Source organism: Stenotrophomonas sp. Nf1 (assembly GCF_003028475.1).
In the GTDB taxonomy this organism is placed as follows: Bacteria; Pseudomonadota; Gammaproteobacteria; order Xanthomonadales; family Xanthomonadaceae; genus Stenotrophomonas.
The window spans coordinates 556077-581226 of the sequence record NZ_PYTV01000002.1; the positions used below are offsets into that span (position 1 = coordinate 556077).

17 protein-coding genes are annotated in these 25150 nt (G+C 64.9%); 4 read left to right on the forward strand and 13 right to left on the reverse strand.

The window, feature by feature from the left end:
- Nucleotides 1-36: 36 nt before the first annotated feature.
- Genes C9412_RS06345 through C9412_RS06360 form a run of 4 tightly spaced genes read right to left on the reverse strand, consistent with a single transcriptional unit; the run spans nucleotide 37 to nucleotide 4679 of the window.
- Nucleotides 37-522 carry a DUF3304 domain-containing protein gene (locus C9412_RS06345; RefSeq protein ID WP_258190037.1) on the reverse strand — a complete coding sequence of 162 codons (486 nt, stop codon included), beginning with the start codon at nucleotides 520-522 and terminating at the stop codon, nucleotides 37-39.
- Nucleotides 519-1010 carry a DUF3304 domain-containing protein gene (locus tag C9412_RS06350; protein WP_258190038.1) on the reverse strand — a complete coding sequence of 164 codons (492 nt, stop codon included), beginning with the start codon at nucleotides 1008-1010 and terminating at the stop codon, nucleotides 519-521. The genes C9412_RS06345 and C9412_RS06350 overlap by 4 nt, the downstream gene beginning before the upstream one ends.
- Nucleotides 1011-1014: 4 nt before the next feature.
- A complete protein-coding gene (locus tag C9412_RS06355) occupies nucleotides 1015-1899 on the reverse strand; it encodes a DUF4123 domain-containing protein (protein WP_258190039.1) in 885 nt (294 codons plus the stop codon).
- Nucleotides 1896-4679: a type VI secretion system Vgr family protein gene (locus C9412_RS06360; protein WP_258190040.1), complete on the reverse strand. Its 2784-nt coding sequence runs from the start codon at nucleotides 4677-4679 to the stop codon at nucleotides 1896-1898. Before C9412_RS06360 ends, C9412_RS06355 begins: the two co-directional genes overlap by 4 nt.
- Nucleotides 4680-4913: 234 nt before the next feature.
- Here C9412_RS06360 and tssA point away from each other — a divergent pair, with 234 nt between their 5' ends.
- Nucleotides 4914-5972 (forward strand): type VI secretion system protein TssA, encoded by a 1059-nt coding sequence (gene tssA, locus C9412_RS06365; RefSeq protein WP_107230848.1) that lies wholly within the window; start codon nucleotides 4914-4916, stop codon nucleotides 5970-5972.
- 51 nt (nucleotides 5973-6023) lie between these two features.
- Here the strand turns inward: tssA and C9412_RS06370 are convergent, their stop codons facing one another.
- The 6 genes from C9412_RS06370 to C9412_RS06395 all read right to left on the reverse strand — a co-directional run bounded on the left by C9412_RS06370 (nucleotide 6024) and on the right by C9412_RS06395 (nucleotide 14256).
- Nucleotides 6024-6815 carry an OmpA family protein gene (locus C9412_RS06370; protein ID WP_107230849.1) on the reverse strand — a complete coding sequence of 264 codons (792 nt, stop codon included), beginning with the start codon at nucleotides 6813-6815 and terminating at the stop codon, nucleotides 6024-6026.
- Between the two features lie 2 nt (nucleotides 6816-6817).
- Nucleotides 6818-7801: a type VI secretion system-associated protein TagF gene (gene tagF, locus C9412_RS06375; protein ID WP_107230850.1), complete on the reverse strand. Its 984-nt coding sequence runs from the start codon at nucleotides 7799-7801 to the stop codon at nucleotides 6818-6820.
- Nucleotides 7798-11517, reverse strand: a complete 3720-nt coding sequence (tssM, locus tag C9412_RS06380; protein WP_107230851.1) for a type VI secretion system membrane subunit TssM — start codon at nucleotides 11515-11517, stop codon at nucleotides 7798-7800. Before tssM ends, tagF begins: the two co-directional genes overlap by 4 nt.
- Nucleotides 11518-11532: 15 nt before the next feature.
- On the reverse strand, nucleotides 11533-12969 hold the full coding sequence (locus tag C9412_RS06385; RefSeq protein WP_107230852.1) for a hypothetical protein: 1437 nt from the start codon (nucleotides 12967-12969) through the stop codon (nucleotides 11533-11535).
- Nucleotides 12970-13011: 42 nt separating this feature from the next.
- The gene (locus C9412_RS06390; protein ID WP_107230853.1) at nucleotides 13012-13272 is read right to left on the reverse strand and encodes a PAAR domain-containing protein; all 261 of its coding nucleotides are present in this window, start codon (nucleotides 13270-13272) and stop codon (nucleotides 13012-13014) included.
- A gap of 102 nt (nucleotides 13273-13374) precedes the next feature.
- Nucleotides 13375-14256, reverse strand: a complete 882-nt coding sequence (locus C9412_RS06395) for a M15 family metallopeptidase (RefSeq protein ID WP_258190042.1) — start codon at nucleotides 14254-14256, stop codon at nucleotides 13375-13377.
- A 293-nt stretch (nucleotides 14257-14549) separates the two neighbouring features.
- Here C9412_RS06395 and C9412_RS06400 point away from each other — a divergent pair, with 293 nt between their 5' ends.
- Nucleotides 14550-15224, forward strand: coding sequence for a hypothetical protein (locus C9412_RS06400; protein ID WP_146160176.1), 675 nt, complete (start codon nucleotides 14550-14552; stop codon nucleotides 15222-15224).
- A 206-nt stretch (nucleotides 15225-15430) separates the two neighbouring features.
- A complete protein-coding gene (locus C9412_RS06405; RefSeq protein ID WP_181358746.1) occupies nucleotides 15431-16342 on the forward strand; it encodes an SUMF1/EgtB/PvdO family nonheme iron enzyme in 912 nt (303 codons plus the stop codon).
- A gap of 201 nt (nucleotides 16343-16543) precedes the next feature.
- Here the strand turns inward: C9412_RS06405 and C9412_RS06410 are convergent, their stop codons facing one another.
- Nucleotides 16544-17593, reverse strand: a complete 1050-nt coding sequence (locus C9412_RS06410) for a DUF6708 domain-containing protein (RefSeq protein WP_107230857.1) — start codon at nucleotides 17591-17593, stop codon at nucleotides 16544-16546.
- A 709-nt stretch (nucleotides 17594-18302) separates the two neighbouring features.
- Here C9412_RS06410 and C9412_RS06420 point away from each other — a divergent pair.
- A complete protein-coding gene (locus C9412_RS06420; protein ID WP_258190045.1) occupies nucleotides 18303-19214 on the forward strand; it encodes a formylglycine-generating enzyme family protein in 912 nt (303 codons plus the stop codon).
- Between the two features lie 61 nt (nucleotides 19215-19275).
- On the opposite strand, the gene C9412_RS06425 is transcribed toward C9412_RS06420, so the two are convergent.
- Both C9412_RS06425 and tssI read right to left on the reverse strand, forming a co-directional pair.
- Nucleotides 19276-22194, reverse strand: a complete 2919-nt coding sequence (locus tag C9412_RS06425) for a DNA repair protein (RefSeq protein ID WP_107230859.1) — start codon at nucleotides 22192-22194, stop codon at nucleotides 19276-19278.
- Nucleotides 22195-22230: 36 nt separating this feature from the next.
- Entirely contained in the window at nucleotides 22231-25122 is a 2892-nt protein-coding gene (gene tssI, locus C9412_RS06430; RefSeq protein WP_258190046.1) for a type VI secretion system tip protein TssI/VgrG, read from the reverse strand.
- Nucleotides 25123-25150 lie beyond the last annotated feature (28 nt).

The following is a 25150-nucleotide window of genomic DNA, read 5'->3' on the forward strand; positions in this document are numbered from 1 at the left end:
GGTTCCTTGTCCCCGTCGATCCCACCCGACCGCCACTCAACTGGTGGGCGGCCGCCGAAGGTGCTCCCACACGGGATTCTCACCCTCACGCAGCGGCGCCTCCGGTCCCGTCAACGGATAGTCCGGGTGCCCCAGTATCAGATTGGTCACGAATACCTTGACCTGACCATTGCGCAGGAAGTGAACCGCGAGACTGCCAACCTCGTTGTACCTGGGGATGGATACCATCGCCTTCTGGAAGGTTTCCAGGTCGGTTGTCCATTCGATCTCCACCTTCAGATCTGGAGTCCATCGATCCGGCAGCACTGCGCAGCAGACAGTTCCACCTTCAGAGTGGGGCCACGCCGATCCACCACTCCCTCCGTTCACAAGGAACTGCGCAACGTGGTTGTCGGTGTGGTTGTAGCCCCGCACTCCCACCGGTGTAGACGCAGGCTGGCCCTTGCAGGCGGCCAGTACCGGCAGCAGAAGCAGTGCAACCAGGGCGGACAGCAGCGGAATACGCCTCTTGTGCACAATCATTGATCAGCCCCCGGCGGCCGCCGAAGGTGCTCCCACACGGGATTCTCACCCTCACGCAGCGGCGCCTCCGGTCCCGTCAACGGATAGTCCGGGTGCCCCAGTATCAGATTGGTCACGAATACCTTGACCTGACCATTGCGCAGGAAGTGAACCGCGAGACTGCCAACCTCGTTGTACCTGGGGATGGATACCGTCGCCTTCTGGTAGGTCTCAAGGTCCGTAGTCCACTCGATCTCCACCTTCAGATCTGGAGTCCATCGGTCAGGAACGACGGCGCAGCAGACCGTGCCGCCTGCCGAGTGACGTCGAGCCGACCCTCCGCTTCCACCATTCACCTGGAACTGCGCAATGGAATGGTCGGTGTGGTTGTAGCCCCGCACTCCCACCGGTGTGGACGCAGGCTGCCCTTTGCAGGCGGCCAGTACCGGCAGCAGAAGCAGTACAACCAGGGCGGACAGCAGCGGAATACGCATCTTGTGCAGAATCATTTCTTCAGGTCCTGGAGGGTGCTGCAACGGCACGCGACGCAACGCGGGTGGCGTCCCACAGCGGAACGCCGGTCAACCAGATGTCTTCCGGCAGGGCCGATGCCCAGTCCGCGAAAGGAACCTCGCAGGTTCCTGCGTGCTGCGCCAACCGTGCCTGCACGGCAGGATGCGCGCGGCAGGCGCCGGAGGTATACAGCGCCAGCAGCAGGTACTGCACGTGATCGTCCACCTGGTCCACGCCGTGGGCAACCGTGTCCTGCAGGTGGTCGACGATGAACGGATACAGCGATCGGTACGGCACCTTTTTCATCTCATCGGGAATCACCCGGCGGAGCTGCGCGATCGCCACATCCGGCTCGCACGCATCCAGCAGACGCGCGTACTGATGCTCGTCCAGGCGCAAAGGTGGCAGTGCCGGCAGCCCCGCCTCGCTCATTGCGTCCAGTGGCCATTGCTGCAGTTCGCCGAAGCGATCGAAGTACTGCAGACGCTGCACGTTTTCCAGCAGGGCGGCACGTTGATCAGGCCGCAACAGGTCAAGCAGGGCCGGCAGGATGCGCGTGTCATACCAGCGCAGCAGCATTTCGCGGCCGCCCTTCTCGGGCACCCTGGCCAGATGGAAAGCGCGCAGCTGCTGCGCCAGTTCATCCAGTTCCAGCGCGCTCCACAGCAGGCTGACACCCGGCCTCTGCGCCCCCATCTGCCCGATCTCCGTGTCCAGCGGCGTGTGCGCCGCCTCCGGCCAGGCCACCAGCAACGGCGCGATATCCAGCAGGCCCGCTTCGGCCGTGCCCTCGAACAACGACCGATAGCGCGCGCCCAGGCGCTCCAGCCGCGCATGGAAATGCGGTCTCTGTGCGCTGTCGATCACGGCATAGCGATGGATCACACCAGCACTCCCGGCGTTCCCTGGCGCATCGCGTCGAGAATGCAGCTCTTGCAGCTGCTGCGCGGGAACTGCGGCAGTGGATACCCCTGCTGCGCCGGCCCGACGAACGACTTGCTGGCCGCATGCACGGTGATGGTTCCGGGGCAGTCGATGGTGATGTTGCCGCCTGCGATGGTCAGGCTGGCACCGCCGGACGTCGCCACACGCAGCACCGTGGCAGCGGCCAGCTCGACAGGCGCCTGCGCGCTGGCACCCCGCAGCGCAGCGCGCGACTGGATCCGGATCTGATCTGCGTGCGCCTGCATGTCGAGCATTTCACTGCCGGCCACCACATCCAGCGCGGTCGATCCGGCGCCGGCCCCCTCGACGACGCAGGCCAGCACGCCGATGGCCTGCCCCGCATGAAGCCGCGCCTGCCCCATCACCACCGCTTCGCTTTCAGCACCGCTGGCCAGCAGCAAGCCCTCACCACTGCTCCAATGCAGGGTTTGTCCCGCCACCTGCGCCAGTCCCTGCGGTGCCGCCAGGCCCAGAAGCGGGTCGCCTGGATGCGGCACCCTGCCCTGGCCCGGGTCAGGCCTGCGCTCGCTCGCGCCGCTTTTCCCGGTCTCGAATTCATCGCCGCCAGTGGTAGTGCGCACGCTGGCCAGCATTGCCGGAACCGGCGACTGGTCGGCCACCAGGCGGGATTGCCCGGCCGCCTTTGCACCCTCCTGCATCGCCAGCGGGCTGGTCACATGCGTGCGTGCGGCGCGGGTGAAACGCTCGCCCAGCGTCTGCAGCTGGGCAAGCAGCGCAGAGGGTTGCACCGCTTCACCCGCCGGTGCGTTCGGGCGCCGGCCATAGGCGCTGAACCACGCGCCCGCCGGCGCCCGCACCGCGCCCCACGCGTCACTGCGCAGTTCGAAGCCGGTGCCACGCACACTGCCAACGTAGTTGTCGGCCTGGTGGCGCAGGTGGCCCAGCGTCAGTTGCGAAACCTGCTGGCTGCTGGCCAGCTGCGTACGCAGCTGCTGGTTGGAATCGTCGAACAGCAGATGGTTGCTGCCTTCACCACCGTCCCATTCGCGCGAGCGGATACCCCATAGCGCGCCGCCCTGGCGATGCGCCTGGTCACCGGCACCGCCGGCATGCCAGGCCGGCGCCTGGCCGCCACTGAGATTGGCCTGCGCGCTGTTGCGTGCATCGGCGGCCTGGGCGTAGGCCGACACGTCGCCTTCGGTGCTGGCTCCGGCAGGCGTAGGCGCCACACCTGCTTCGCCGCGGCCGTTGTAGAGCGCGCCCAGCACCAGGGGCCGATCGATATCACCGTCGAGGAAGCCCACCAGCACCTCCTGGCCGATGCGCGGCAGGAACTGACTGCCGACCCCCGGGCCCGCATAGCGCTGCGCTACACGCAGCCAGGCGCTGTCATGGGCGCCATCGCCCTGCCCCTGCTGGAAATGGAAGCGCACGCGCACGCGGCCGTGGCTGTCGGCATGCAGGTCCTTGCCGGTGCTGCCCTGGCCAGCCACCACCACGGCGGTCTGGTAGCCGGGCACGGTCGGGCGTGGATTCAGTCGCGCGCCGGTGCCATCGAGCAACCGTGGCCGCCACGGCAGGCTGCGCTCGACCGCATCGAAGCGGTTGCCATAGCCCACCGCTTCGGCCTGCTGCCAGAGCGCGGCGTCCTCGCCCTCGGCCGGCGCCACGCCCAGCGCATCCTCCAGGCTGCGCCGCAGGTCGGTAGGCAGGTTGTTGATGCCGGCGTGATCGACACTGACCAGCAACAATTCCGGCGGTGTGGCACCGGGGGCCTGCTGCAGGCGCAGCCAGCTGCCCGAGTGCAGGCCGCGCACCGTGCCGTGCCCCTGCCAGTGCCGGCTGTGCGCTTCGCGCGCCTGTGCCAGCAACCGGGCCTGGCGCGAGGCGGCAGCACTGTCACTGAAGGCATAGGCGCCGACGGCATCGAAATCTTCGCGCGCCGACTCGCTGCCACCCCCGTCCATCGGCGACTGCCCTGCCAGCGCACGGACCTGGCGGTAATCGTCACTCTGCACACTGACGGAGGTGCTGGCCAGGCGCCGGCACAGGCCAACGGCCTGCACGCTGTCGCTGGTTTCGGTGGCATCACTGCGATGGAAACGCACGCCGATTCCCGCACTGGTAGCATCTTCGGGCAGCGCGACGCTGTCGGCGAAGATCTCCATGGCATTACCGCAGGGCGCCTCTTCGTCGGCATACAGCCGCCAGCCCAGTCCCTCTTCGGCCAGCACCCGTTGCAGGAAATCGCGATCACTTTCGCGGTACTGCACGCAGTAACTGCGCACACGCGTACCGAGGAAGGCGTCAACGCCTTCGGCCCAACGCCAGCGTGCGATATCGGCGTGCCCGGCCAGCACGGTGTCGACAATGGCGCGAACACTCTGCTCCTGGAACACGCGGCTGTGGCGTGCATGCTGCAACCACCAGGTCCAGGACACCAGGCGCAGCCGGTAACGCACCAGCCCGCCATCGCCGCCGAGCCGGGCGGCATCAGCCACCAGGCCGCTGCGCTGCCATTGCCCGCCGTCGGCGAGCTGGGTGACCAGGGTGGCGCGCGTGGCCGGCAGCGCAGCCAATGCCACACCCGCGTCGGTGGCCAGCACATCGACCTCGGTCCATGCGTCCTCGCCCAGCGCGTCACGTCCACGCCAGCGTTCCACGGTGCATGCGGTAAACGCACCGGACTGCAGACGATACAAGCGCTGGCCGTCACCAAGATCGGCGGCCTGCGTCATCAGGTAATTCAGCTGATCCATGCCATTTCCAGAGTGGAGACGCCAGACTCTGGGTACACGGCGCCGGTTTCCAGCCTTCAAATCTACCAGATCGAGGTGTTCGTCAAAATCACGACGCAGAATGACGCGATAAACTGCGCTTTCCGTCACATAACCGCCGGGAAGCCGTATTCAGGCATTGGGACTTTCCCCGAACCCGCAACGGCATTCACATTCAACGGCTAGAATCATCGGCAGTCCCCAACGAGACCTGCCATGCTGGATCAGGAAGCCCTGCTGGCCCCGATTTCGGACCACGCCCCGACCGGTGAAGACCTGTCGTTCTCGGCGGAGTTCGATCGGATCATCGAAAACCGTCGCGCCGACGACCCGACCCTGGACCAGGGTGCGTGGCAGACCGACATCAAGTACGCCGACTGGAGCAGCGTGCTGCGCGAGTCCAACGACCTGCTGCAGACCCGTACCAAGGATCTGCGCCTGGCCGGCTGGCTGAGCGAAGCGGCCACCCAGCTGGAAGGATTCCAGGGGCTGGCGGCGGGATACCGGGTCACTGCCGGCCTGTGCGATCGCTACTGGGAGTCGGTGCATCCGCAGGCACCGGATGGTGACTTCGAGGAACGCATCGGCAACCTCAGCTGGTTGCTGACCAACTCGCTGCAGTGGCTGCGTGCGGTGCCGATCATCGCCGCGCCGCAGGGGCGCTTCAGCCTGACCGATTTCGAGCATGCGCACGCGCGCGCCAACAGTGGCGAGGATGACGATGGCCGGCCCGGCCTGGACATCCTCAATGCCGCCCGCCGCGATACCCAGCACGGCTTCTACCGCCAGCTGGCCGATGACCTGCCCGATTGCAGCCAGGCGCTGGCCGAACTGCAGGCCGCAGTGGACAACCGGCTGGGCCTGGACGGCCCCAGCTTCAGCGCGGTACGCGAGCAGCTCGAGCACCTGCAGCGCACCGTGCAGCGCTTCGCCCGCGATGCCGGTGTACTGCTGGACGGCGAGACCGAAGCCGCGCCCGATGGCGCCGGTGACACCGGCTTTGCCGAGGCGCCGATCAGCTTCGACACGCCGCCGGCCACTGCGGTGCGCGGTCCTGCAGGCGCGCCCGGCTCACGCAAGGAAGCGCTGCAGCAGCTGCGCCAGGTCGCCGAATTCTTCCGCCGCACCGAACCGCACAGCCCGGTGGCCTATCTGGCCGAAAAGGCCGCGCGCTGGGGCGAGATGCCGCTGCACGTCTGGCTCAAGCGGGTCATCAAGGACCACGGCACGCTGGAGCAGATGGAAGAGATGCTGGACGTCAATCCGGACGATTGAGCCGGCGGCGCTTTCAGCAAGGGAGCGGGCCTGCCCCGCTCCCCACTGCCATTACTGGATCTTGAACTCGATACGACGGTTGCGTGCGCGGCCATCGTTGCTGGTGTTGTCGGCCACCGGCTCGTCCGGGCCCTTGCCCAGCACGTCCATGTGGCTGCCCGGGATGCCCTTGGCCATCATGTAGTTCTTCACCGCCAACGCGCGTGCGTGGCTCAGGGTCAGGTTCGACTCGCGCTGACCGACATTGTCGGTATGGCCGATGATCAGGAAGCGGCTGTCCGGCATCTGCGCCATCTTGGCCACCATCTCATCAAGGATGCTCATGCCGAAGGGCGTCAGGCGTGCGCTGCCACTCTGGAACTCGATGATGCGGTTGGCCAGGGTCTGGTCCAGCACATTCTGCTGCGAGCCCACCTTCAGCGCATTGGTCACCGTGTAGCTGGTGTTGCTGGCCAGGCTGAGGTCACTGGCAACCTGCTGGCGCAGGGCCTCGTTGCCCACTTCACCGGTGATGCGCACGGCCTGGCCATTGACCTCCAGCTTGCCCGGCGATACCCGCTTCAGACCCGGGTTGATCATGCCGGCAACATAGTCACCCCAGTTCGGGGGGGTGGCGATGGTTTCCACCTGGATACGGTCGACCACCCGCTCGGCCCCGTACACCGCCCGCAGGTTGTTGAGCAGCTTGGCCTTGGTCGCCTGATCGGGCACCACGCCCTCGATCACCACCGGCCGTTCGCCGGCCGCCGTTGCAGCTGCCGCAGCCGGCGCGTTCTGGGCAGCCAGTGGTGCGGCGGCCAGCAGCAGCGGCAGCACGAGATGGAAAGAATTGCACAGGCGCATCGTCAGGTTCCCAGGAAAGTCTCGCCAAACAGCTTGCGTGCGGTGGCCAGCGCCAGGTCGTCACGATCGAGGAAGCTGCCGAAGCGGTTGAGGTTGTAGTCGCCGCGCAGGTAGTCGTCCACCCACTCCGAATGCTGGATGCGGATAAGGAAATCGCCGGCTTCAGCCGGGTCCAGCACCGCACGCAGCACCTGCCGATCGGCGCCGTTGAAACCGACGATCATGCTCGGTGCGGCGTCGTTGCGGATCAGCACGGCCAGCTCGAAATCGCCGCGGGCGACGAAACTGGACAGCAGATCCAGCCAGAACGCGGCCACCAACGGGCGGTAGGCCGGCTCGCGCACGAGCGGGAACACCAGGGCCTTGTCGATGTTGACGTCACCACCACTGAGTACCGGCTGCAGCAGCAGGCCCAGGGCAGGCAGGACCTGGCGCAGGGCCACGTCGCCATGGCCGGAGTCGCGCAGCCGCTGTTCGAGGTCGGCCACGGTGGTGCTTTCCAGGAAGTCCTGGAAGCTGCCGTTGTAGTCGCCCGGGTCGGTGCTGATGCTGAAGCGGGCATCGGCCAGCTGCGCCAGCGCCTGCGCTGCATCGCTGTCCTGGTAAGCCTGGCGCGCCAGCCGGGCCAGGCCCGACCAGGCGTTGGACATCGCCAACGGACTGCGGCCGATGAACGGCAACGGCTCGGGCGCATCCAGGCGCAGCGCCGACAGCAGCGGGAAGCGCCGTTCGGACGCATCGCGGCTGGCCAGGAAGTGGCCGCACAGCACCATCTTGCTGCGTGAACCGAGGAAGGCGTAGTGGATCTCCGGCGCCTCGTCGTAGCGCTGCTTCCAGTCCGGGCTCTGGCTCAGCAACTCCAGGCTCTCACCGGCCCAGCGATCGAGCCAGCCCAGCAGCTGGTGATTGTCGGCCGCACGGACGAAATCGCCGCGCGACGGCACCTTGCCGAAGTAAGAGACCCCGGCACTGACCACCCGGCTCATCGCGCACCTCCTGCGGCCGGGGCCGGTGCGGCGGGGGCCGTAGCCGGCGTCCCGGCAGCCGGCGCCTGCGGCGCAGCAGGCTCGCCACCTGCCACACGCTCGGGCAACTGCAGCCCGCGCTGCCAGTCGCCGCCGCCCTGTGCCGCTTCGCCGGCGCGGCGCACGATGCGCATTTCCACCGGGACCGACACGCCATTGCCGGTCCAGGTGATCCGGCTCGAATCATCCAGGCGCTCGACCTGGCCGGCCGACATCAGGCGGTTGACACCATTGGAGCCTGGCGCACTGAACACTTCGACGGTACGCCCGTCGCCGGTCACTGCGGTGATCTTCACACCCGGCACCTGGCCGACGTTCGGGTACTGCATGGTCGTCCACTGCGGCGGCGTGTTGCGGTAACGCAGCACCTGACCGTCGATCTCGATGGTGTATTCCAGCGCACCGGCCGCCGGCGAAGGCAGCATCTCGAAGATGGTGGTGTCCTGCGCGGCACCGGCCGCCGAACCGCTGACCCAGTTGCCATAGTTGGCCACCAGCTCGGCCGACAGGTTCACGCCCTGCCCGGCCCAGCGCCGGGTCTCCAGCAGCGGGCCGCGCTGGATCACCAACGTACCCAGGGCTTCCTTGTTGAACGCAGCGATGCTGCCGCTGGCACCGAAGATGCCGGCGATGTCGCTCGGTGCCGCGTCCACATCGGAGCTCAGGTTGAACGGGTACTGCTGGCCGATGCGCGCCTTGAACGGATCGTAGACCTGCGCCTTCCAGGTCTTGTTGACCTCCGCCTCGGTCGGCGGGATCAACGCGCTGAAGGTCTGGGTCAGCGGGCGCAGCAGCAGCGGGCGCAGGGCTTCGCGCTGCTTCTCGTCCAGCCCGGTCAGCACCTGCTCGTCGACCAGTGCCAGGCCCACGCTCAGCTCGGAGCCCTCGTTGCTGAAGGTGTCCTGCATCAGCTTGCGGGTACCCACACCGATCTCGCCCTGGCTCTTGATCGCGTTCAGGCGCGCGCGCAGCTTGGCCAGCGTTTCAAAGTAGGCGGTCATCACCGCCGGCTGGTCGCCACGCTCGCTGGTCAGGCGGGCGATGCCCTCGAAGGCCTTGCCGATCGGTCCCACCGGCTGGGCCGCCGCTGTTGCAGCCGGGTCCTTGCGCAGGATGGTGCGCTGGAACCAGGCCACGAAGCCCTTGCGCGCCTTGCTCGAACGCGCCAGCGCCTGCGGGTTGTCCCACACCGTCTCTTCGTTGATGCGCTCAAGCAGGATGCGCAGCGGCGAATTGCTGGCGTCGCCCAGCTTGTTGATGCGCGCCACGGCCTCATCGAAGGTGCTGAACTCGGCCACGCTCAGGCCCTGCACGAACTTGCTCCACTCGCGTGCGTAGTCGTTCTTGTACATGTTGACCAGCTCACGCGAGACGTGCTCCGGACTGCCGGCCAGCGAAAGGTCACTCTGCTCGGTGGTGCCCAGTACCCAGTCGGTGGTGCTGAGCTGGGTGTTGGCCGCCTCCTTGATCGCGTCCTGCACATAGTCTTCCCACGCCTTGCGCGAGAACGCACCGGAGATCGCGTAGTTGCCGTTGATCATCCGGCCATTGCGCTCGACACCGATCAGGTTGTCGACCGTGGTGGTGGTGAAGCGTGCACCGGCGCGCGCCTTGATCTGCGCATACACCCGCTCCATCGCCGGCTGGCCCTTCATCACCTGGCCCAGCGCCTGGCGGGTGTCGGAGACCAGGGTGACCTTGTTCTGCACCTGCGGCCAGCTCGGCGCGTCGGCCTGTGCCACGTAGAAGGTCATCAGCTTCTCGGCGGCACGGACCATTTCCTCGCGGCTCATCTGGCCACGGTTGGCTTCCAGCCAGGTGCGCCAGAACAGCGTCAGCTGCTGCGACAGGTGCGCGCCTTCCACATACTTGGGATTGCCCAGCATCAGGTAGGTCTTGAGCGCGTTGTAGGCGTCGTTGGTGCTGGTCGGCGAGGCGTTCTGGTACAGCACCTCACTTTCGGCGGCGGTGCTGTTGCCCTGGCCCAGCTTGTCACGCTCGGCCACCACCTGGCCCAGGTAGTTCTCCAGGTTGGCCACGGTCGGCGCCAGCATCACCTGCTGCATGCCGTGGTTGTACTCGCGCAGCAGCTTGTCGCGGATCGCCGAGCCCTGGTACAGGCCCAGGCGGGTGGTGATGCCACCGTCCTTGCCGTAGCGGTCCAGCTGTTCCATGCGGTCCTGCAGCAGCAGCAACGCATCGATGCGCGACTTCAGGTCCATGCGGTCCTTCTGCACGCGCACGGCCTGGTCCAGATCCTTGGTGGCATTGGCCACCAGCTGCGCGTTGGTGGTGTAGGACCACGTCCACAGGCCCAGTGCCAACGCCAGTACGCCCACCGCGCCGAGGAACACGCCATAGCGCAGGCGGTTCTGGTGCGGACTGGAGTACTGCCGCACCAGCTCCTTGTCGGCAAAGATCACCTTGCGGAACAGGTCCTTCAGGAAGAACGCGGTGTGCCCGGTCGGTGCCTCGTCCACGTTGGAGCCACGCTCCAGGTTGAACTGGCGGCCGACGCGTTCGGAGGCGTGATGCACCGAGCGCCCTTCCTGCAGCGCGCTGGAGAAGTAGAAGCCGCGGAACACCGGCTTGAACTGGTAGGGGTTGTCCTCGAACAGGGTGGCGATGAAGGTGCGCAGCGCCGGCTTGATGCCGACGAACTCCAGCGGCAGCGACAGCAGGCCCGGCGACACTTCACGGCCACGCTGCATCGCCATGTGGGTCAGGCTCATCTCCTTGATGCCTTCGGCCAGCTCATCGAAATGGCTGTCGAACGCGGCCAGCGCGTCACCCTGCTGCTGCACATCGAACGGCAGCGTGGCGCCCCACACGTGCTCGCGCTCGCCCGGATCGAGGTTGCGGAAGAACTCGCTGAAACCGGCGATCAGGTCGGCCTTGGTGAACAGCACATACACCGGCGCGAACACTTCCAGGCGCTCGGTGATTTCCTGCACGCGCTGGCGCAGGTTCTTGGCCAGCTCGATGGCAAATTCCGGCTTGCTGCCGGACAGCTCGGCCAGGCTGGCGGCGATGATCACGCCATTGATCGGCGCACGCGGGCGGTTCTTCTTCAGCAGGCCAAGGAAGGTCAGCCACTCCATGCGGTCCTCGACGCTGACCGAGTAGCGGCCGGCGGTATCGAGCACGATGCCGTTGGTGGTGAAGTACCAGTCACAGTTACGGGTACCGCCGATGCCCTGCACCACGTTGCCGCGGTTGTCCTCGAACGGGAACTGCAGCCCGGAGTTGAGGATGGCGGTGCTCTTGCCGGCCGCCGGGTTGCCGATGATCACGTACCACGGCAGCTCGTACAGCGCGGCGTTGCCCTTCAGCACGCCCATCCGCGAGGACTTGATCTGCTTGACCGCATCCATCATCCGCGAGCGCAGCGCCTCGGTATCGGCGCGCTGCGCCGGCTGGGCACCGGCTACCGCCTTGTCCGCCTCATCCTTGACCATCGCCTCCACGCGCTTGGCCGCGCGCCGGGCGAGGATCCGCTTGATGATCCAGACCAGAAGTGCCAGCACCAGCAGGCCGGCCAGCACGATGGCCACCCAGATGCCGATCTGCCGCGCCTCGGCCTCACCGTAGTGGGCCAGCGCAGCGGCACCGACCAGGCCGATCACCATCCACAGACGGTAATCGCGCAGGTAGTAGCTGAAATTGCTCAAACTCATGCAGGGATCCAGGGGTCAGGAGGCCGACGGCGCATCGGCCGCCAGCGTCGGGGAAGGAAGTGGGTCGACCAGGCCGAACAGGCGTTGCTGGTTGTCGGCCACGCCGAGCAGCAGCACCGGTTCGCTCTGGCGTTGCAGTTGTGCGTGGGCCAGCGCCAGCTGGGCCACCGGCAGCACCGGGCCCAGCTCGCCGGCGCTGAGCGCCAGGGCCAGGCTCTGCGGACTGAAATCGAGATCGGGGGCCAGGGTTGCGGCGATGGCGGCGGCATCCACCATCAGGTCGCCGCGATGATCGGCGTCGTGCAGCACGAACCGGGCCTGGCCGCTGTCAGCGCCCAGCGCCGCATGCCACTGGCTTGCCAACGCCGCCAGCTGGCGGCGCTGCTCGGCCGGGCGCTGGCCTTCAATCTGTTCGGCGCGCACCAGCTGCGGCCGCCACAGGCGGCCATCCCCCTCGCGCGCGGCGTGCGTGCTGGCCAGCAGGACACCCGAGGCGCCCTCACCCGGCACGCGCCCGTCAGGATCCTTGGCCGTCGCCAGCACACCGCTGGCCTCCCAGGCCGAGACGATGCCCGGATCGATGCTCGACGCCGCCGCCAGCAGCAGATGCCAACGCGGCGTGGACGACGCATGCAGCGCGTCGATCACCCGCTGCACGTGCGGCCAGACTTCGCGCGTACCGTCCAGCGTGGTGACGCATACGTCGAAGCGGCGCGCATCCAGGCCTGCCGCGCGCGCCTGTTGCAGCAGCCAGTCCTGCACCCACGGCCGCAGCGCATCGGACCAGCTGCCCGGCACCAGCAATTCGAGGGTGAGCACATTTTCCACACGCTGCTCATCGCGGCGGCGCAGGCCGGCCACCACCACTTCTTCGGAGGCTTCGATCTCCGGCAGCGCCGTGAAGGCGACCTCCAGCAGGCGCTCCAGCACCGGCTGCAGCAGCGCCAGCGCCCGTCGCTCGTGCGCGGCGGTATCGATACCGTCCTGGCGCACCTGCAGCACCTCGAATTCGTCCAGGCCCGGCGCAGCGCTCATCCGTAGCGGCAGGTTGTAGTTGTCGCGGAAGCGGCCATCGAGGGCGGGACGTGGCGGCGCTGCCGCGACCGCCAGCAGCGCCTGCGGGTCGAGGTCGACGCCCAGCTTCAGTTCGCCGGCCAGCAGCGCAACGGCCGGCACCTGCTGCGCAGGCTCTGCCGCGTGACGGGTCGCGCTCGTTACCGGACCGGGCGCGTCATCGCCGGCCTTGGCCAGTGCTGCATCGGCACCACGCCGCGCCGCACTGCGCAGCATGAAGCCGGCGCCACTCAGGCCTACCGGCAGCAGGCCCAGATAGGCCAGCATCTGCATGCCGGTCGGTACCGTGCCGCTGTTGCGCCAATAAAGAATCGTTGCGCCCCAGGTGGCGATGAAGACCATCACCACCGACGCTGCCTTGCCCAGCCATCCCGCCATCAGTTGCCGTGCTCCATGCGCTGCTCCCGTCGACCGCGTCGTTCAGCGCAGGCCGGTAGTGACCTGTGAGGCCATCAATGTCGCCCCGCACGCGGTGCGGTCGCCATCGCGCGCCACCGGCTGACCGTCGATCATCACCGTGGCATCGCCACTGACGATCGTGGTCGCGCCATGCACGGCGCACACGGCGCGGTCGCCCACCCGGGCCACCGGCTTGCCATTGATGTCGGTCTGGCCGGTGCCTGCCACCACGCTGCCTCCGTGGCTGAGCTTGTCACCGACGACGATAAACGGTCGTGCCATCCATCATGCTCCTTGATCCTGTGTGACCTGGCGCTCCATCGCCCCCTGTTCCCCGGCGACCCAGATCATCGCCGTAACCATACCAGTACCGCCCGGTGGTTATCACCCTTGGCGTGACAGTTCTTCACGCTTGGCCGCACGCGCCGCGCGGCAACGCGATGTCATTTCCACGTGAACATAATCCTTGATGCTGCGCCAGTTTCCACCCCAGTCCAGCCCAGCCTGTTCAGCCAGCTCGCCGTAGAGGAAGTAACCGCGCTTGGTCCATTCGTCGTTCATGTCCCACTGCAGCTTGCCATCGCGGATCGGCGCACTGTCCACACCGAGCCCGTACTGGTGGCAGCTCTGCCATGCGCCAGCGCGTGTCGCCTTGCCCCCGGCCATCAGCTCGGCCTGCCGCTGCGGGCTGCGATAGCCTTCGATCAACACCATTTCATAGCCATACTGGCGGCGCATTACCTCGTAGATGGCCAGCACGCGCTGCTGCAGATCGGCATCGATCTGGTCCCACTTGCGATCCGCCGTCACGATTTCGGGCCGCAGACGACGCACCTCGGCGGTGGTGAATACTTCCGGCGGCGGCGGTGGCGGCGGGGTCAGACGCTCGCCCCGCAGCAACTGCGCCACCATCGAACTCGACTCCGCTAAATCATCGCCGCGAAAATCTTCGAGCACCACCGTCTGACGTGTGATCAATATCACAGTTGGCGGAATCAACAGCGCTGCGGCCGCGATCGCGATAATCGGCCAATGGCGGCGAAGGGCACTGTGTGCGGCACCGGCTTCTTCACGAACCCCACTGCGCACCCGGGTCACGCCGTGACCGACTTTATCCCCCACCCGGCCCGCCCTGCGACGGAATCCACCCAGCCGGCGCGCCAGCGCTTGGCGCAGCGATTCCACCGTTTCGGGAAACAACAACACCCAGCACACCACGGCTACAAGCACTACAGCGGCAATGGCAGCAACCACGATTGGCAACACCGGTCCTCCCTGACACGTAATCTGGTTGACGCCCCACCGCCTTTCACTAAGAATGCGGAAATTCGCTTCGGCAGATGCCGACTCAAACCAAGGGCTGGATGCACTTGAATAATGGCGGAATCAATCGGCCAAGTCTGCTCTCAGGGGGAGCGCAGGCAAAAGGCCAGGCCCCGAATTCGGGCCGTATTCTGGCAGACATGGAGGGCCGGCAGGCAACCGCGTCGCCCCGTGCTGCGCGCGCATCGTCAGGCGGCAACCGTCGCCTCGGCCTATGGCTGGCCATCGCAGGGACCGTGGCGGTCATCGCCGGGCTGACCGTCTGGGGCATGTCCGGCAGCGATGACTATCGCGAGCCCGGCGAGTATTCCCTGGCCCCGGAAACGCCCCATGCCACCGGCCATCCGGATATTCCGGCAGGTACGCCCCGTGATGGCGCCGCGATGATCGTCGATGCACCGGCCGCTGCGGGTGATCCGGCGTTGCCCGCACCTGCACCGATGGAGAACGCGACCGCTCCGGCCGAAGCTGCTGCCGCGACGGCCGCTGCCGGTGCCTCGACCGCTGCCGCAGCGCCCGCGGCGTCTTCACGTGGCGCGGCGCCGGCAGCGCGCAGCAGCAGCCGCAGCTCTGCTCCAGCGGCCGGCAGCAAGGGCAAGCAGGATGAAAACCTGCTCGGCACACTGCTGGGCATCATCAAGGAAGAAGACAAGACCAAGGCGAAGGCCAAGAGCCAACCGCAGAACATGGACGACCTGATCGCGCAGATCGAGGCCGACCAGCGCAAGCGCACCGAAGACGAGCGCGCGGCCTTCGAGCGCGTGGCCAGCAAGAAGTCCGCCTCCACCGAATCGAACATCCAGGCCCAGTTGCGCGCCTGCCCGAGCCCTGCTTCGTTGAAGGGGGTGGATTGCCGCCGCAGGATCTGTGCAGCGGTGAGCGGCAAGGACCCGGCCTGCCCGGCGATGTGACGCGTACGGGTAGAGTCGAGCCATGCTCGACTCGGCTCATTCCGATCGCATAAACGCAGCCTGCGTGGGATCTCACAAGCGAGTCCGTGCCCAGCGGCAACCCAACATCAAGGTGATCGCCTGCGCGTACTCGCACCGCAGCGCGGCGGTCGTTTGGCGCGCTGCATCCACTTCCAGCGAGCATGGCCCGACCAAAGGAATCCTTCATGTCCACGCCCACCCTCCGCACTGCAGTGCTGTTGGCCATCCTTTCATTCACCACGTCCACATCCGCCCAGGTGGAAACATCCCCCACCCAGGCGAAGCGCGGCTCCGGTGCTGAAACGCAGCAGAAGATCATTTCGGACCTGGTTGCGATCAAGGGTGGCACGTTCCTCATGGGCGATTTTGGCCCCGTGCACAACGAGGACAAACTGCCCTACAGCGGAGCAATGAATGATGACGTTCTCCGCAGGATCACGCTGGACGACTTTTCGATCATGGCCCACAAGGTATCGATTGAGGATTTCGATGCCTTCACGGACGCAACCGGCCGCCCCAAAGTAGGGACGTCAAAAATCGACGCTGATCTGTATCGTGCTGACCTCAAGGCTGCCGCCGGAGTGAAGTGGCAGGACGCCATGGACTTCTGCACGTGGGCCGGAAAGGGATCAGGCCGGAAGCTTACGCTCCCAACCGAGGCGCAGTGGGAATTTGCGGCGCGCTCGGGAGGCAAAATGGCTGTATTTGCGACCGATACAGGCAGTATCGATGATGGTCGCAATGTCGCGAGCTATCCCCAGTACGATGACGGCAGCGGAACCTCTCTGGGTAAGTTCCCTCCCAACCCGGCCGGACTGTACGACATGATAGACCACGGCTATGAATGGGTACAGGATTGGTATGAGGAAGAGTACTCCGGGGGTGATAGCCGTAATCCTGCCGGCCCCAGGAATGGCGTCGAGAAGGTCTTGCGTGGGAGCAGCAAGCGGGGCGGCGACTCTCTCGTACACACTTCAATGACGTTTGCGCGTGATCGTCGACTTCCGAACCCACCCAAGTTCAAGAATGCCCACGGAAGTGATATCGATGCGAATCAGAATGTGAGCCATGGGTTCCGCTGCGCCACTCTGGATTGAGGGCTGAGCGATCCTGTCGGATGCATCTGGCGGGCAACAGATTGCTGCCGCCCTCCAGTGTTCACGCAAGTAGGGTCTGAGCGTACCGGTCCAGCCAGAGTCCTGAGGTGTCCATCACTGCGAACGTCGGCAGCTAAGTACCATCCGACGCAGCCGAGTTGGACCCGGTCCTGGATGCCACGACTTCGCCATGGTCATATCTCAGGCGCTGATTGACTCCTGCTGGAGTTGCCTCCGCACCTCGTCATTGCGAGCCTTCGCGGCCGCAATCGACTCTTTCCAGAAGCGCTCCATCTCGTCCGCCCGCCCTCCTTCCCGATTCACGCGCCCATAGACAGCAGGTGCGCGGAGCGGGGGCATTCCGGAAGTCGAAGATGCTCCACGTCCGAGCACAGACGCTGGCCAGACCGGCTTCCTGCACAGCTTCATCGCCAGGAAGCGGAACAGCGCCCAGGGCAAGGTGAGCGGCAGCGCAATCCACATCAACCCTGCGCCCGCAGAAGAGACATGAATGATGAAGGCATTGCGGAAGCTCGGCACCACGGAGGTGTAGAGCTGCAACGGCGGGAACGGAAGCGCGGAGCGGCCTTCCTCCATGAAGCGCCTGATCATTTCCCAGTGTGCGAGAGTGATGCCTGGGTTGCTGCCGCTATCCGAGCCGACTGCAAAGGTGTGGACCACATTGTCTCCATCCATGACCAGGCCCCGAAGGTCATAAGTTGCCGCATCATCAGGCCCCGCGGACTTGTCCCTCCCGATGACGAAGTGGACATCTGACCACGGCGCCGAAACGATACCTTCCCTCCCGCCAGTAAAGATGTGGACCATCATCTCACGCCGATCGAATCGGACCGGGTAATACTGATATCTGAAGATGTCTCTGCCGAGAAGCATCCAATGATTAAAGACGACGAAACCGAACATGAGTACGCCAAGCACACCGACCGTGATCGTCATCTCCTGACTTACGGACTTTCCTTCGGCATGCATTTCCAAGGTTGCATACACGATCGCCAGAACGAATGCGAGTACAAGACCGAAAATTACCCCGCCCCACATTGCAGCCCAGCCGCGATACAGGAAATGGCGATCCACGTACTCAATACACTCGTCGTCGAGGCAGATGATGCCTTGGTCCAGCGGCGTCATGATTGACGAATCGAATCTACGAACGTCTGCGGCGACCTCGTACTCCGTCAATGGACGATTGTTGCGATATCGCTGCGCAAGCCAACCTGCGAACTGGCTCATCGCCAATCTTCCATGTGCGTGAAAGCAAATTTGCACCGGGACGGCACCCGGTGATCAATCCCGTGTTGACGAACACTCATCCCAACAATCGCTCGTTCAAGTAGATGATATAGAGGCCCACCCCAACGCCAAGCGCGGTACAGATCAGTGGCCATGTTCTCTTCAGGAAGCCAAGCTTGGGATTGTCCCGCCAACTCCGGTACGAGCGATCCTTTTCAGTAGCTGCATCATCATGCCCGATCTCGTTCGGCCATGTAGGAATACGGCAGGTGGACATTGCCACCCAACGCCCGATAGCGATGAAGCTGAAAGGCAGGCGTGCGATGAGGTGAAGCCCAAGACGGAAGCGGGACCGCTTTGGGCAGGCTCCCTGCCAATCTGGCTGGACTCTACAACATGACCGACCATGGCTACGAATGGGTCCAAGACTGGTATGAGGAAGGCTTCACCGCAGGAGATGCAAGCAACCCTCTCGGATCGAAGAAAGGAACGGGGAAGGTCATTCGAGGAAACGACAGTCGCGGCGGGATTCGCTTGCATTCGCAGCCATGACGTTTCTGCCCATTCCCGTTTCTGCACTCGCCCTCACGGGCAAGATGCGGCGATCCTGAAGACGCCCGTCACAGAAGGACCCATTGCCCCGGCACAGCGTTCACTCACGGCAATGTGACCGTTGCTAATATGCGAGCCTCGGCCAAAGGAATCCTTCATGTCTATGTTCTCGCTTCGGACAGCTGTCCTGTTAGCCATCCTACCGTTCACTACCTCGGCGTGCGCCAAGGAGGAAAGGTCATCCCCCCAGGCAGAACGCGGCTCAGGTGCTGAAACGCAGCAGAAGATCATTTCGGACCTGGTTCAGATCAAGGGCGGCACGTTCCTCATGGGCGATTTTGGCCCCGTACACAACGAGGACAAACTGCCCTACAGCGGAGCAATGAATGATGACGTCCTCCGTAATATCACGCTGGACGGCTTTTCGATCATGGCCCACAAAGTATCGATTGAGGATTTTGATGCTTTTACGGACGCGACTGGCCGCTCCAGGGTGGGCACCTCCGATCTCGACGCAAGGCGATATCGCGCTGACCTCAAAGCCGCTGCAGGAGTGAAATGGCAGGACGCTGTGGACTTCTGCACGTGGGCCGGAGCGGCATCTGGCCGGAAGCTGACACTTCCCACCGAGGCGCAGTGGGAATTCGCAGCGCGCTCAGGCGGAAAGATGGTTGTGTATCCGACCGATACAGGCACAGTCGAAGATGGTCGCAATGTCGCAAGCTATTCCCAGCACCAGGATGGTAGCGGAGTCGCCCTGGGCAGGTTTCCTCCCAATCCCGCTGGACTGTACGACATGATTGATCACGGCTACGAATGGGTCCAAGATTGGTATGAGGAGGCTTACTCTGGCGGCGACTCCAGAAATCCTTCCGGCCCAAAGAGCGGCACAGAGAAGGTCATCCGAGGGAATAGCAATCGCGGTGGTGATTCGCTCGCCTTGCTTTCAATGACCTTTACTCGCGATCATCGCCTTCCGGATCCCCCGAAGAATAAGGATATCGATGGCAGTGAGATCGATTCCAATCAGAACAGGAGCCACGGGTTTCGCTGTGTCTCCCAGAACTGAGGCCTAGGCACACCCATCGGAGGCGTTAGGCGGGCGGCAAAGTTCTGCCGCCCTCCAGTGCTCATGCAAGCATGGTCTGATCGTCCCGGTCCAGCCAGAGTCCCGGGGGATCCATCATCGCGAACGTCGGCGACTCAGTACCGTCCAGTGCAGCCAATTGGACCGGATCGTCGATGCTCATGATCTGGGCGACCTCATATCCCTTCGGGAATTCATTAAGCAGCTTCGAGCGCTTCTCAAGGAACGATTGCAGATACGAATTCCCTACGTCCCCGACCTTGTCGCGGGAGTGCTTGTTCATTGTTCCGAACACGTTCGGGAGATCGTTGTTCAGCGAGTAGCCGTAGTCGAGGAAGCGCACCACGTCACCTTCCGCCTTTCCTCCGTCGGGCCGCCGCGTCCCTTCAATCGTCATGTGCTGCATGACATTCATCCACTCCGGCCGGGATGTGACAGGTTGCAGAATATTCAGCACCGCCTGCTTGTGCCCTGGTAGCGCGTGGATCTCGATGTCGCCCCAACCCGGAGAGATCTCGGGAAGATTGCGCGCATGGGATTCAGGGTAGTGCCGGGTAACGGCGTAGAGCAGCATCCCTCTGGTTTCGGGCGTCGCGTAAATGAGCCAATCTGGTTTGCTATTGATGCGATTGACAAGGGCGTCGCGAGCGCTAGCCCGTTGTAGCCGCTTCTGCAACGTATCGAAGCGTTCATTGATATCGTCCACGGTCTGAGCCAGAGCCTTACCCATATTGCTATCCTCAGCCACAACAATGAACAACAGCTTGGACAACGCTTCAAATGCAGCCTGCGCAATATAGGTAAGCCTGATAAATCCTGCGTGGGCCAACTGATAGAAGACCCACTTCACGAATTCCTTCATCCCACCCACGTCAACGGCGAACTCAACCGCGCCTTTAGCCCCTACCCCCCAGCACAGCCGCGCCGAGGCCTTGATGCGGAACCTTCCATTGTTGAAGAAGATGTGCAGTTGAGCACTCGCGCCAGCGCCCGCATTGACCGCCACATCCAAGGCGATCTTGGCGAAACTCACAGGTTCCTTCCGATCTGGCGGCAACCAGCGCAGATCCCCAGACGGCGTGATCCCGCCTTCAACACCGGCAAAGACCTCCGCATTGATGTGGACGCCGACACCGCTTTCCTTCGCTGCTGACTCGTTCATACCGAACATGCGGACCCGCCGGGGGTCCATCTGTGCACGCGGCAACCCTCGCTGCGTATCAAAATTTTCCGCCAAGGAGTCAGAGCGATCACGTTGAACCGCGGTGGCGACAGGCTTTTTCTGCACATACTTGATCTCGGCGGAGCCGGCCAAGGTTCCCTTCGCGCCAACGAATCCGTACAGGTCGCAGGACAGGACAAACACAATGGCGCCAAGATCCACGTCGCCAAACTGCATCTGCCAGCCCTTGATACTCGGCACGGAGTAGCTATGCGTCCATTTCCCCTCAAAGAGAATCAACTTGGCCGACGCACTGGCCTCGGCCTTTGCTGAGGCAATACCCTTTTTTGGATCCCATGTTGCGGCGCTGCTCGCACCTGCACCCGCAACAAAGCGAAGCCATTGCGAAGCGCTCGCAACTTCATAGGAATCACTCTTCTTCACGTGCTCGACGAACTCATTCCCGCCCGTCTCGATGATGTCGAAGACGAACGGATCCATCTTCGTCTCGGCCTTGGCAGAGAGCGTGATCGTACGGAGCGACTTCTTGAAGTCCTCCGCATCGAATGGCTTGGTTCCGGTTACCTCGTGCTTCCCTTCGCTCGAGCCACTTACCGGACCGCCCTTGACCTTGGTTCCGATGGAAGTATTCACCGCAGTGGGAATGCCCATGATCCGGCGTTTCTTGATCTCCTCGTACTTCTTGGCAGGAATGTAGCGACGGCGCAGACCCGAGCGCTCCGCCATGTTGCTTCCTGCATGACGTCCCTTGTCATACGTCTCGAAAGTAACGACTTCCTTCAGGTCAGTAAGCTTCGAGAAGTTCTCATTGAGCATCTTTGCTACATCGTCCTCGGCGATGCCCAACGCCTTCTCCGCAGCTGCAACCGCATTCGCATCCCGCCCCTGAAGCGCATTGTCGAGATTGGCGCGCGATCGGTGCAGGCCGGCCATGGTGTTTTCGATCATGCCACTGAGCTCTTCGAACTCACTCCAGACATCCGGAGTCAGCAACAACAGCTCCCTCGCCTCGGCGTTAAGGATCGCCGGAGCACTGATCTTCCCGTCAACTCTCGCAGTACGGCCCTGGCCGGACTCGCTCATCGCGACCTGGCTCTTCATTCCAAGCACGTACAGCGTGGTGGACTGGCCCTTGATCAGTGGATCCAGCATGTCTGTGCTGCGGCCTACTTTCGCCCCGCCGAGATTGAAGTGGAACCGACGACGACCGTTGCAGGTGATGCGCGGCGTCATGCCGTTCTTGTCGGTGTTTCCCTTGATGGGGCGACCCGCAGCGTCGTTACCGGCAACTTCACGCCCCTTCGCATCCACGCCATAGGCCAGATAGGGCGCATTCGGGATCGCCTTCTGGTCGGCTTGCATCTGGAACTTCACCCGGAAGTACGGCTGCAGCTCAAGCGCGCACTGGATCGGCGCCATCGTCATGATGGTGCTGTTGAGCTGAAGCTCGATATCGTGCGAAATCGCCTTCTTCTGGCGGCCGGCGAAATCCGGTTGCGCCCACTTGCGCTGGTCGAAGTCCCAGACTTCCAGCTGGAATCGTATTGTTGTGGGCGGAAGGAACGGAACCTGCGTGGCAGGTTTGACCCCCTTGTCCAACGGGTTCTGTAACGGATTCGGCGTAGTGTTCACGAACTTCGTGAGGCCCTGCGCGTCGGTGGTTCCGTTGACGACTTCGTTGCGATCAGGCAGCTGCAGGATCCGGTAGCGGACCTTCGCGGCGGGACGCTGCTGGCCGTTGTCGGCCAGATAGTAGAGTCTGAAATTTCCGGTTGCCATGGTGTCTTCCTTGTCGCGCGGCGGTCGTCAGCGCGCTTACGCTTCGTCGTTGAGGTAATAGCCTTCGTGCTTGGTTTCACCGTCGCCGACGAAGAGATGGATGTTCTGCGGGCCTTTGGTCACCACCTGCTCGGTTTCACCCTGCGCATTGGTGGTGCCCTCCCGTGTACTCCCATCGGGCATGACCAGAACGTACGGCGAGTTGGGCATCGGCTGTCCCGTATAGTCGCGAAGCACGTACTTGAGCTTGTAGGCATCCGCAGGATTCGGCAGAACCAGCGGCGCAGTAACACTCGCCGGCCCCACCCAATCGCGCTGGCTGGCCTTGAACTCCACCTTGCCTGGCGCGCCCAGCTCGATGTTGTCGCCTTCAATGCGGATGTAGGCACCGGCCGCCGTCGCCAGCAGATGCTTGCTCGGTGCCGACAACTGCACATCCGCTTCGGTACTGGCGATACGCACCTGGGTCTTGGCCGCCACGATCATCTGGTTCTTGTGCGCCCGTGCACTCACCTTGCCCTGCGCGGCGTGCAGCGCGATGCCGCGCTCCTGGTTAGGGCTTTCACCGCTGGGCTGTACGCCGGCGGTATACAGCACCAGCCCGCCGGCCACCGCCATCGTCAGTGAGCCCTGCGTCATCCAGTTCAGCGCCACGCCGCTGGCCAACGTGGTGTGGGTGCCACTCACCCACACCTGGTCGGCCGGGGTCAGGCTCAGCACGCCGGCTACGCCGCTGCCCAACAGGACGGGCGCGCTCCAGCCGGGCGCTTCACCATCACCCCCGGCGATGCTGCCGGCGGCGCTGCCGCTGTGGGTGGCGCGCAGCGTCTCCTGCAATTCGGTCAGCGTGGCATCCACCGGCAACTCGGTCGGGTCGTTGGGCAGCTGCGCCTGCTGGTTGACCGCCGATTCGGCCAGCTGCTGCAGCAGCTGCTGGCTTTCCTGCAGCTGGCTCAATGCCTGCGGCGCCGCCATCTGCGGCGTGCCCTGCTCGGTGGTCAGCAGCAGGCCACGGCCGGCGCGCAGCGCGCCCTGGGCCTGGGTGGACAGCTCCACGCCAAAGCCGCGCTCGCCCTCGCGCACGTTGTCCTGGCCACCCTTCAGGTGGCCCAGGGTCAGCGTGGTCTCGTGCTGGGTGGTGGACAGCTGCGCGCGGCCCTGCCCGGGCGTGTCGTCGAAACGCAGCTGCTGGTAGCCGCCGGTGCCGCCCTGGCTGTCGGCCAGCGCCTGGCTCTTGAAACCGGTGTATACCGCGGCGTGGTCATTGCCCTCGAACCAGGCGGCGGCGTTGCCGGTGGCGCTGGCGCCGCCGCCGTTGATCTGGTTGTGCGGTGCGTCCTGCTGGCCACGGCCGTTGTAGACCGCACCGACCACCACTGGGCGGTCGATGTCGCCTTCCAGGAACGCCACCAGCACTTCCTGCCCGCGTCGCGGCAGCACCACGCCGCCCCAGTTGTCGCCGGCCCAAGGCGTCATCACCCGCACCCAGGTCCAGGCGCCACCGTTGGCCGGGGCGTTGTCGTCACCACCGGGATGGGCCAGCCCGCTGCTGGCGTTGCCGCCACGCTGCCACGGGAACTGCACCTTGATGCGGTGGTCGCGGTCGGACAGCAGCGGATCGCCGTCGCTGACCACGATCGCGCTGAGCGTGCCGGTGATGGTCGGGCGCGGATGCAGATGCGCACCGTGGCCGTCCTGGGTCTGCGGCCGGTAACTGACCTCGGCCGGAATGGCGACGAAGCGATTGTCGTAGAACGCGGTGGACACCTCGCCCGACGCCTGGCCATTGGCCAGACCGGACAGCACGCCCGGCAGCGTCGGCGTCACCACGCTGGAAGGGCCCAGTGCCTGCTCCAGTGCATCGAACACGTCGGCATCGAGGTTGTTGCGTGCCTGGTGGTGCACCGACAGGCACAGGAACTGTGCGTCCTCGCCCACCTGCGGATGCTGCGAAAGGCCGAAGCGCGTGCCCGGCGCCAGTGCCCGCCATTGGCCGGCACCGTCGATGGTATGCGCGCGCACGCGCAGCGCATCCAGATGCTGCTGCGCGCGGCGCTGGCCGCGGGCGTTGTCCTGCCAGCCGTAGGGCCCGCAGGTGTCGCGGTCGACGATGCCCAGGTCGTTGCTCTGCGCCGCCTCGGCGCTGGCCTGGCGGCGCTCCAGGGTGCGGTAGTCCCAGGTGGCGCGCTCGACCTTGCCCGGTCGCCAGCGGTGCGCGGTGGACCACTGCTGCACGCTGTCGCGGCGCTCGCTTTCGTCGCGGCGATGGAAGCGCACGCTGCCCAGTTCGGCGGTGTCGTGGCTGTGGTCGGCCAGCACCAGCGTGTGCGCGCCGAAGTCCGTGTCGCCGGGCTCGCCGGCATGCTCGAACCAGTAATAGATGCCCTCTTCGGCCAGCAGGCGCTGGACGAAGGCCAGGTCGCTTTCCTGGTACTGGGTGGTCAGGCTGCGCCGGGCGTACTGGCTGGCATCACCCAGCGACCAGCGCCAGGCCGGGGCCAGCCCGCCGTAGTCGGCGAACAGGTCTTCGACGATCTCGACCACGGTCTTGTCGTGGAAGACGTAGCTGTCCACCCGCTGCGACAGGAACGCCAGCCACGGTTGCAGGCGCAGCCGGTAGCGGGCCAGGCCGCCATTGCTGCCCAGCCGCTCGGCGGCGGTGATGCGGCCATGCAGGGGGCGCACGCTGCCGTCGGCCTGTTGCAGCTGCAGCAGCGCGCCCTGCCCGATCAACGGCGCCAGCTGCAGGCCGGCGTCCAGCGACAGGGCGGTGATCGTCCACTGGAAGCCGAGGCCGTCGATCTGCTCGACGCCATCGAGGGTTTCGGCGACCAGCACATCGCTTCCCAGCGACGTGTGCAGCCGCAGGAAGCGCTGTGCGTGCGAGGGGCCGGCCAGGGCCGCCCGCAGGTTGTTTACCAGGTCCATGGTGTTTTCCCGACGTCCCCTACTTCAA

Coding starts and splice junctions, on each gene's coding strand:
- C9412_RS06390 (WP_107230853.1), bottom strand. CDS start 13,272: ATGGCACGACCGTTTATCGTCGTCGGTGACAAGCTCAGCCACGGAGGC.
- C9412_RS06385 (WP_107230852.1), bottom strand. CDS start 12,969: ATGGCGGGATGGCTGGGCAAGGCAGCGTCGGTGGTGATGGTCTTCATC.
- tssM (WP_107230851.1), bottom strand. CDS start 11,517: ATGAGTTTGAGCAATTTCAGCTACTACCTGCGCGATTACCGTCTGTGG.
- C9412_RS06345 (WP_258190037.1), bottom strand. CDS start 522: ATGATTGTGCACAAGAGGCGTATTCCGCTGCTGTCCGCCCTGGTTGCA.
- C9412_RS06425 (WP_107230859.1), bottom strand. CDS start 22,194: ATGGCAACCGGAAATTTCAGACTCTACTATCTGGCCGACAACGGCCAG.
- C9412_RS06405 (WP_181358746.1), top strand. CDS start 15,431: ATGTCCACGCCCACCCTCCGCACTGCAGTGCTGTTGGCCATCCTTTCA.
- tagF (WP_107230850.1), bottom strand. CDS start 7,801: ATGAGCCGGGTGGTCAGTGCCGGGGTCTCTTACTTCGGCAAGGTGCCG.
- tssI (WP_258190046.1), bottom strand. CDS start 25,122: ATGGACCTGGTAAACAACCTGCGGGCGGCCCTGGCCGGCCCCTCGCAC.
- C9412_RS06360 (WP_258190040.1), bottom strand. CDS start 4,679: ATGGATCAGCTGAATTACCTGATGACGCAGGCCGCCGATCTTGGTGAC.
- tssA (WP_107230848.1), top strand. CDS start 4,914: ATGCTGGATCAGGAAGCCCTGCTGGCCCCGATTTCGGACCACGCCCCG.
- C9412_RS06410 (WP_107230857.1), bottom strand. CDS start 17,593: ATGAGCCAGTTCGCAGGTTGGCTTGCGCAGCGATATCGCAACAATCGT.
- C9412_RS06370 (WP_107230849.1), bottom strand. CDS start 6,815: ATGCGCCTGTGCAATTCTTTCCATCTCGTGCTGCCGCTGCTGCTGGCC.
- C9412_RS06420 (WP_258190045.1), top strand. CDS start 18,303: ATGTCTATGTTCTCGCTTCGGACAGCTGTCCTGTTAGCCATCCTACCG.
- C9412_RS06350 (WP_258190038.1), bottom strand. CDS start 1,010: ATGATTCTGCACAAGATGCGTATTCCGCTGCTGTCCGCCCTGGTTGTA.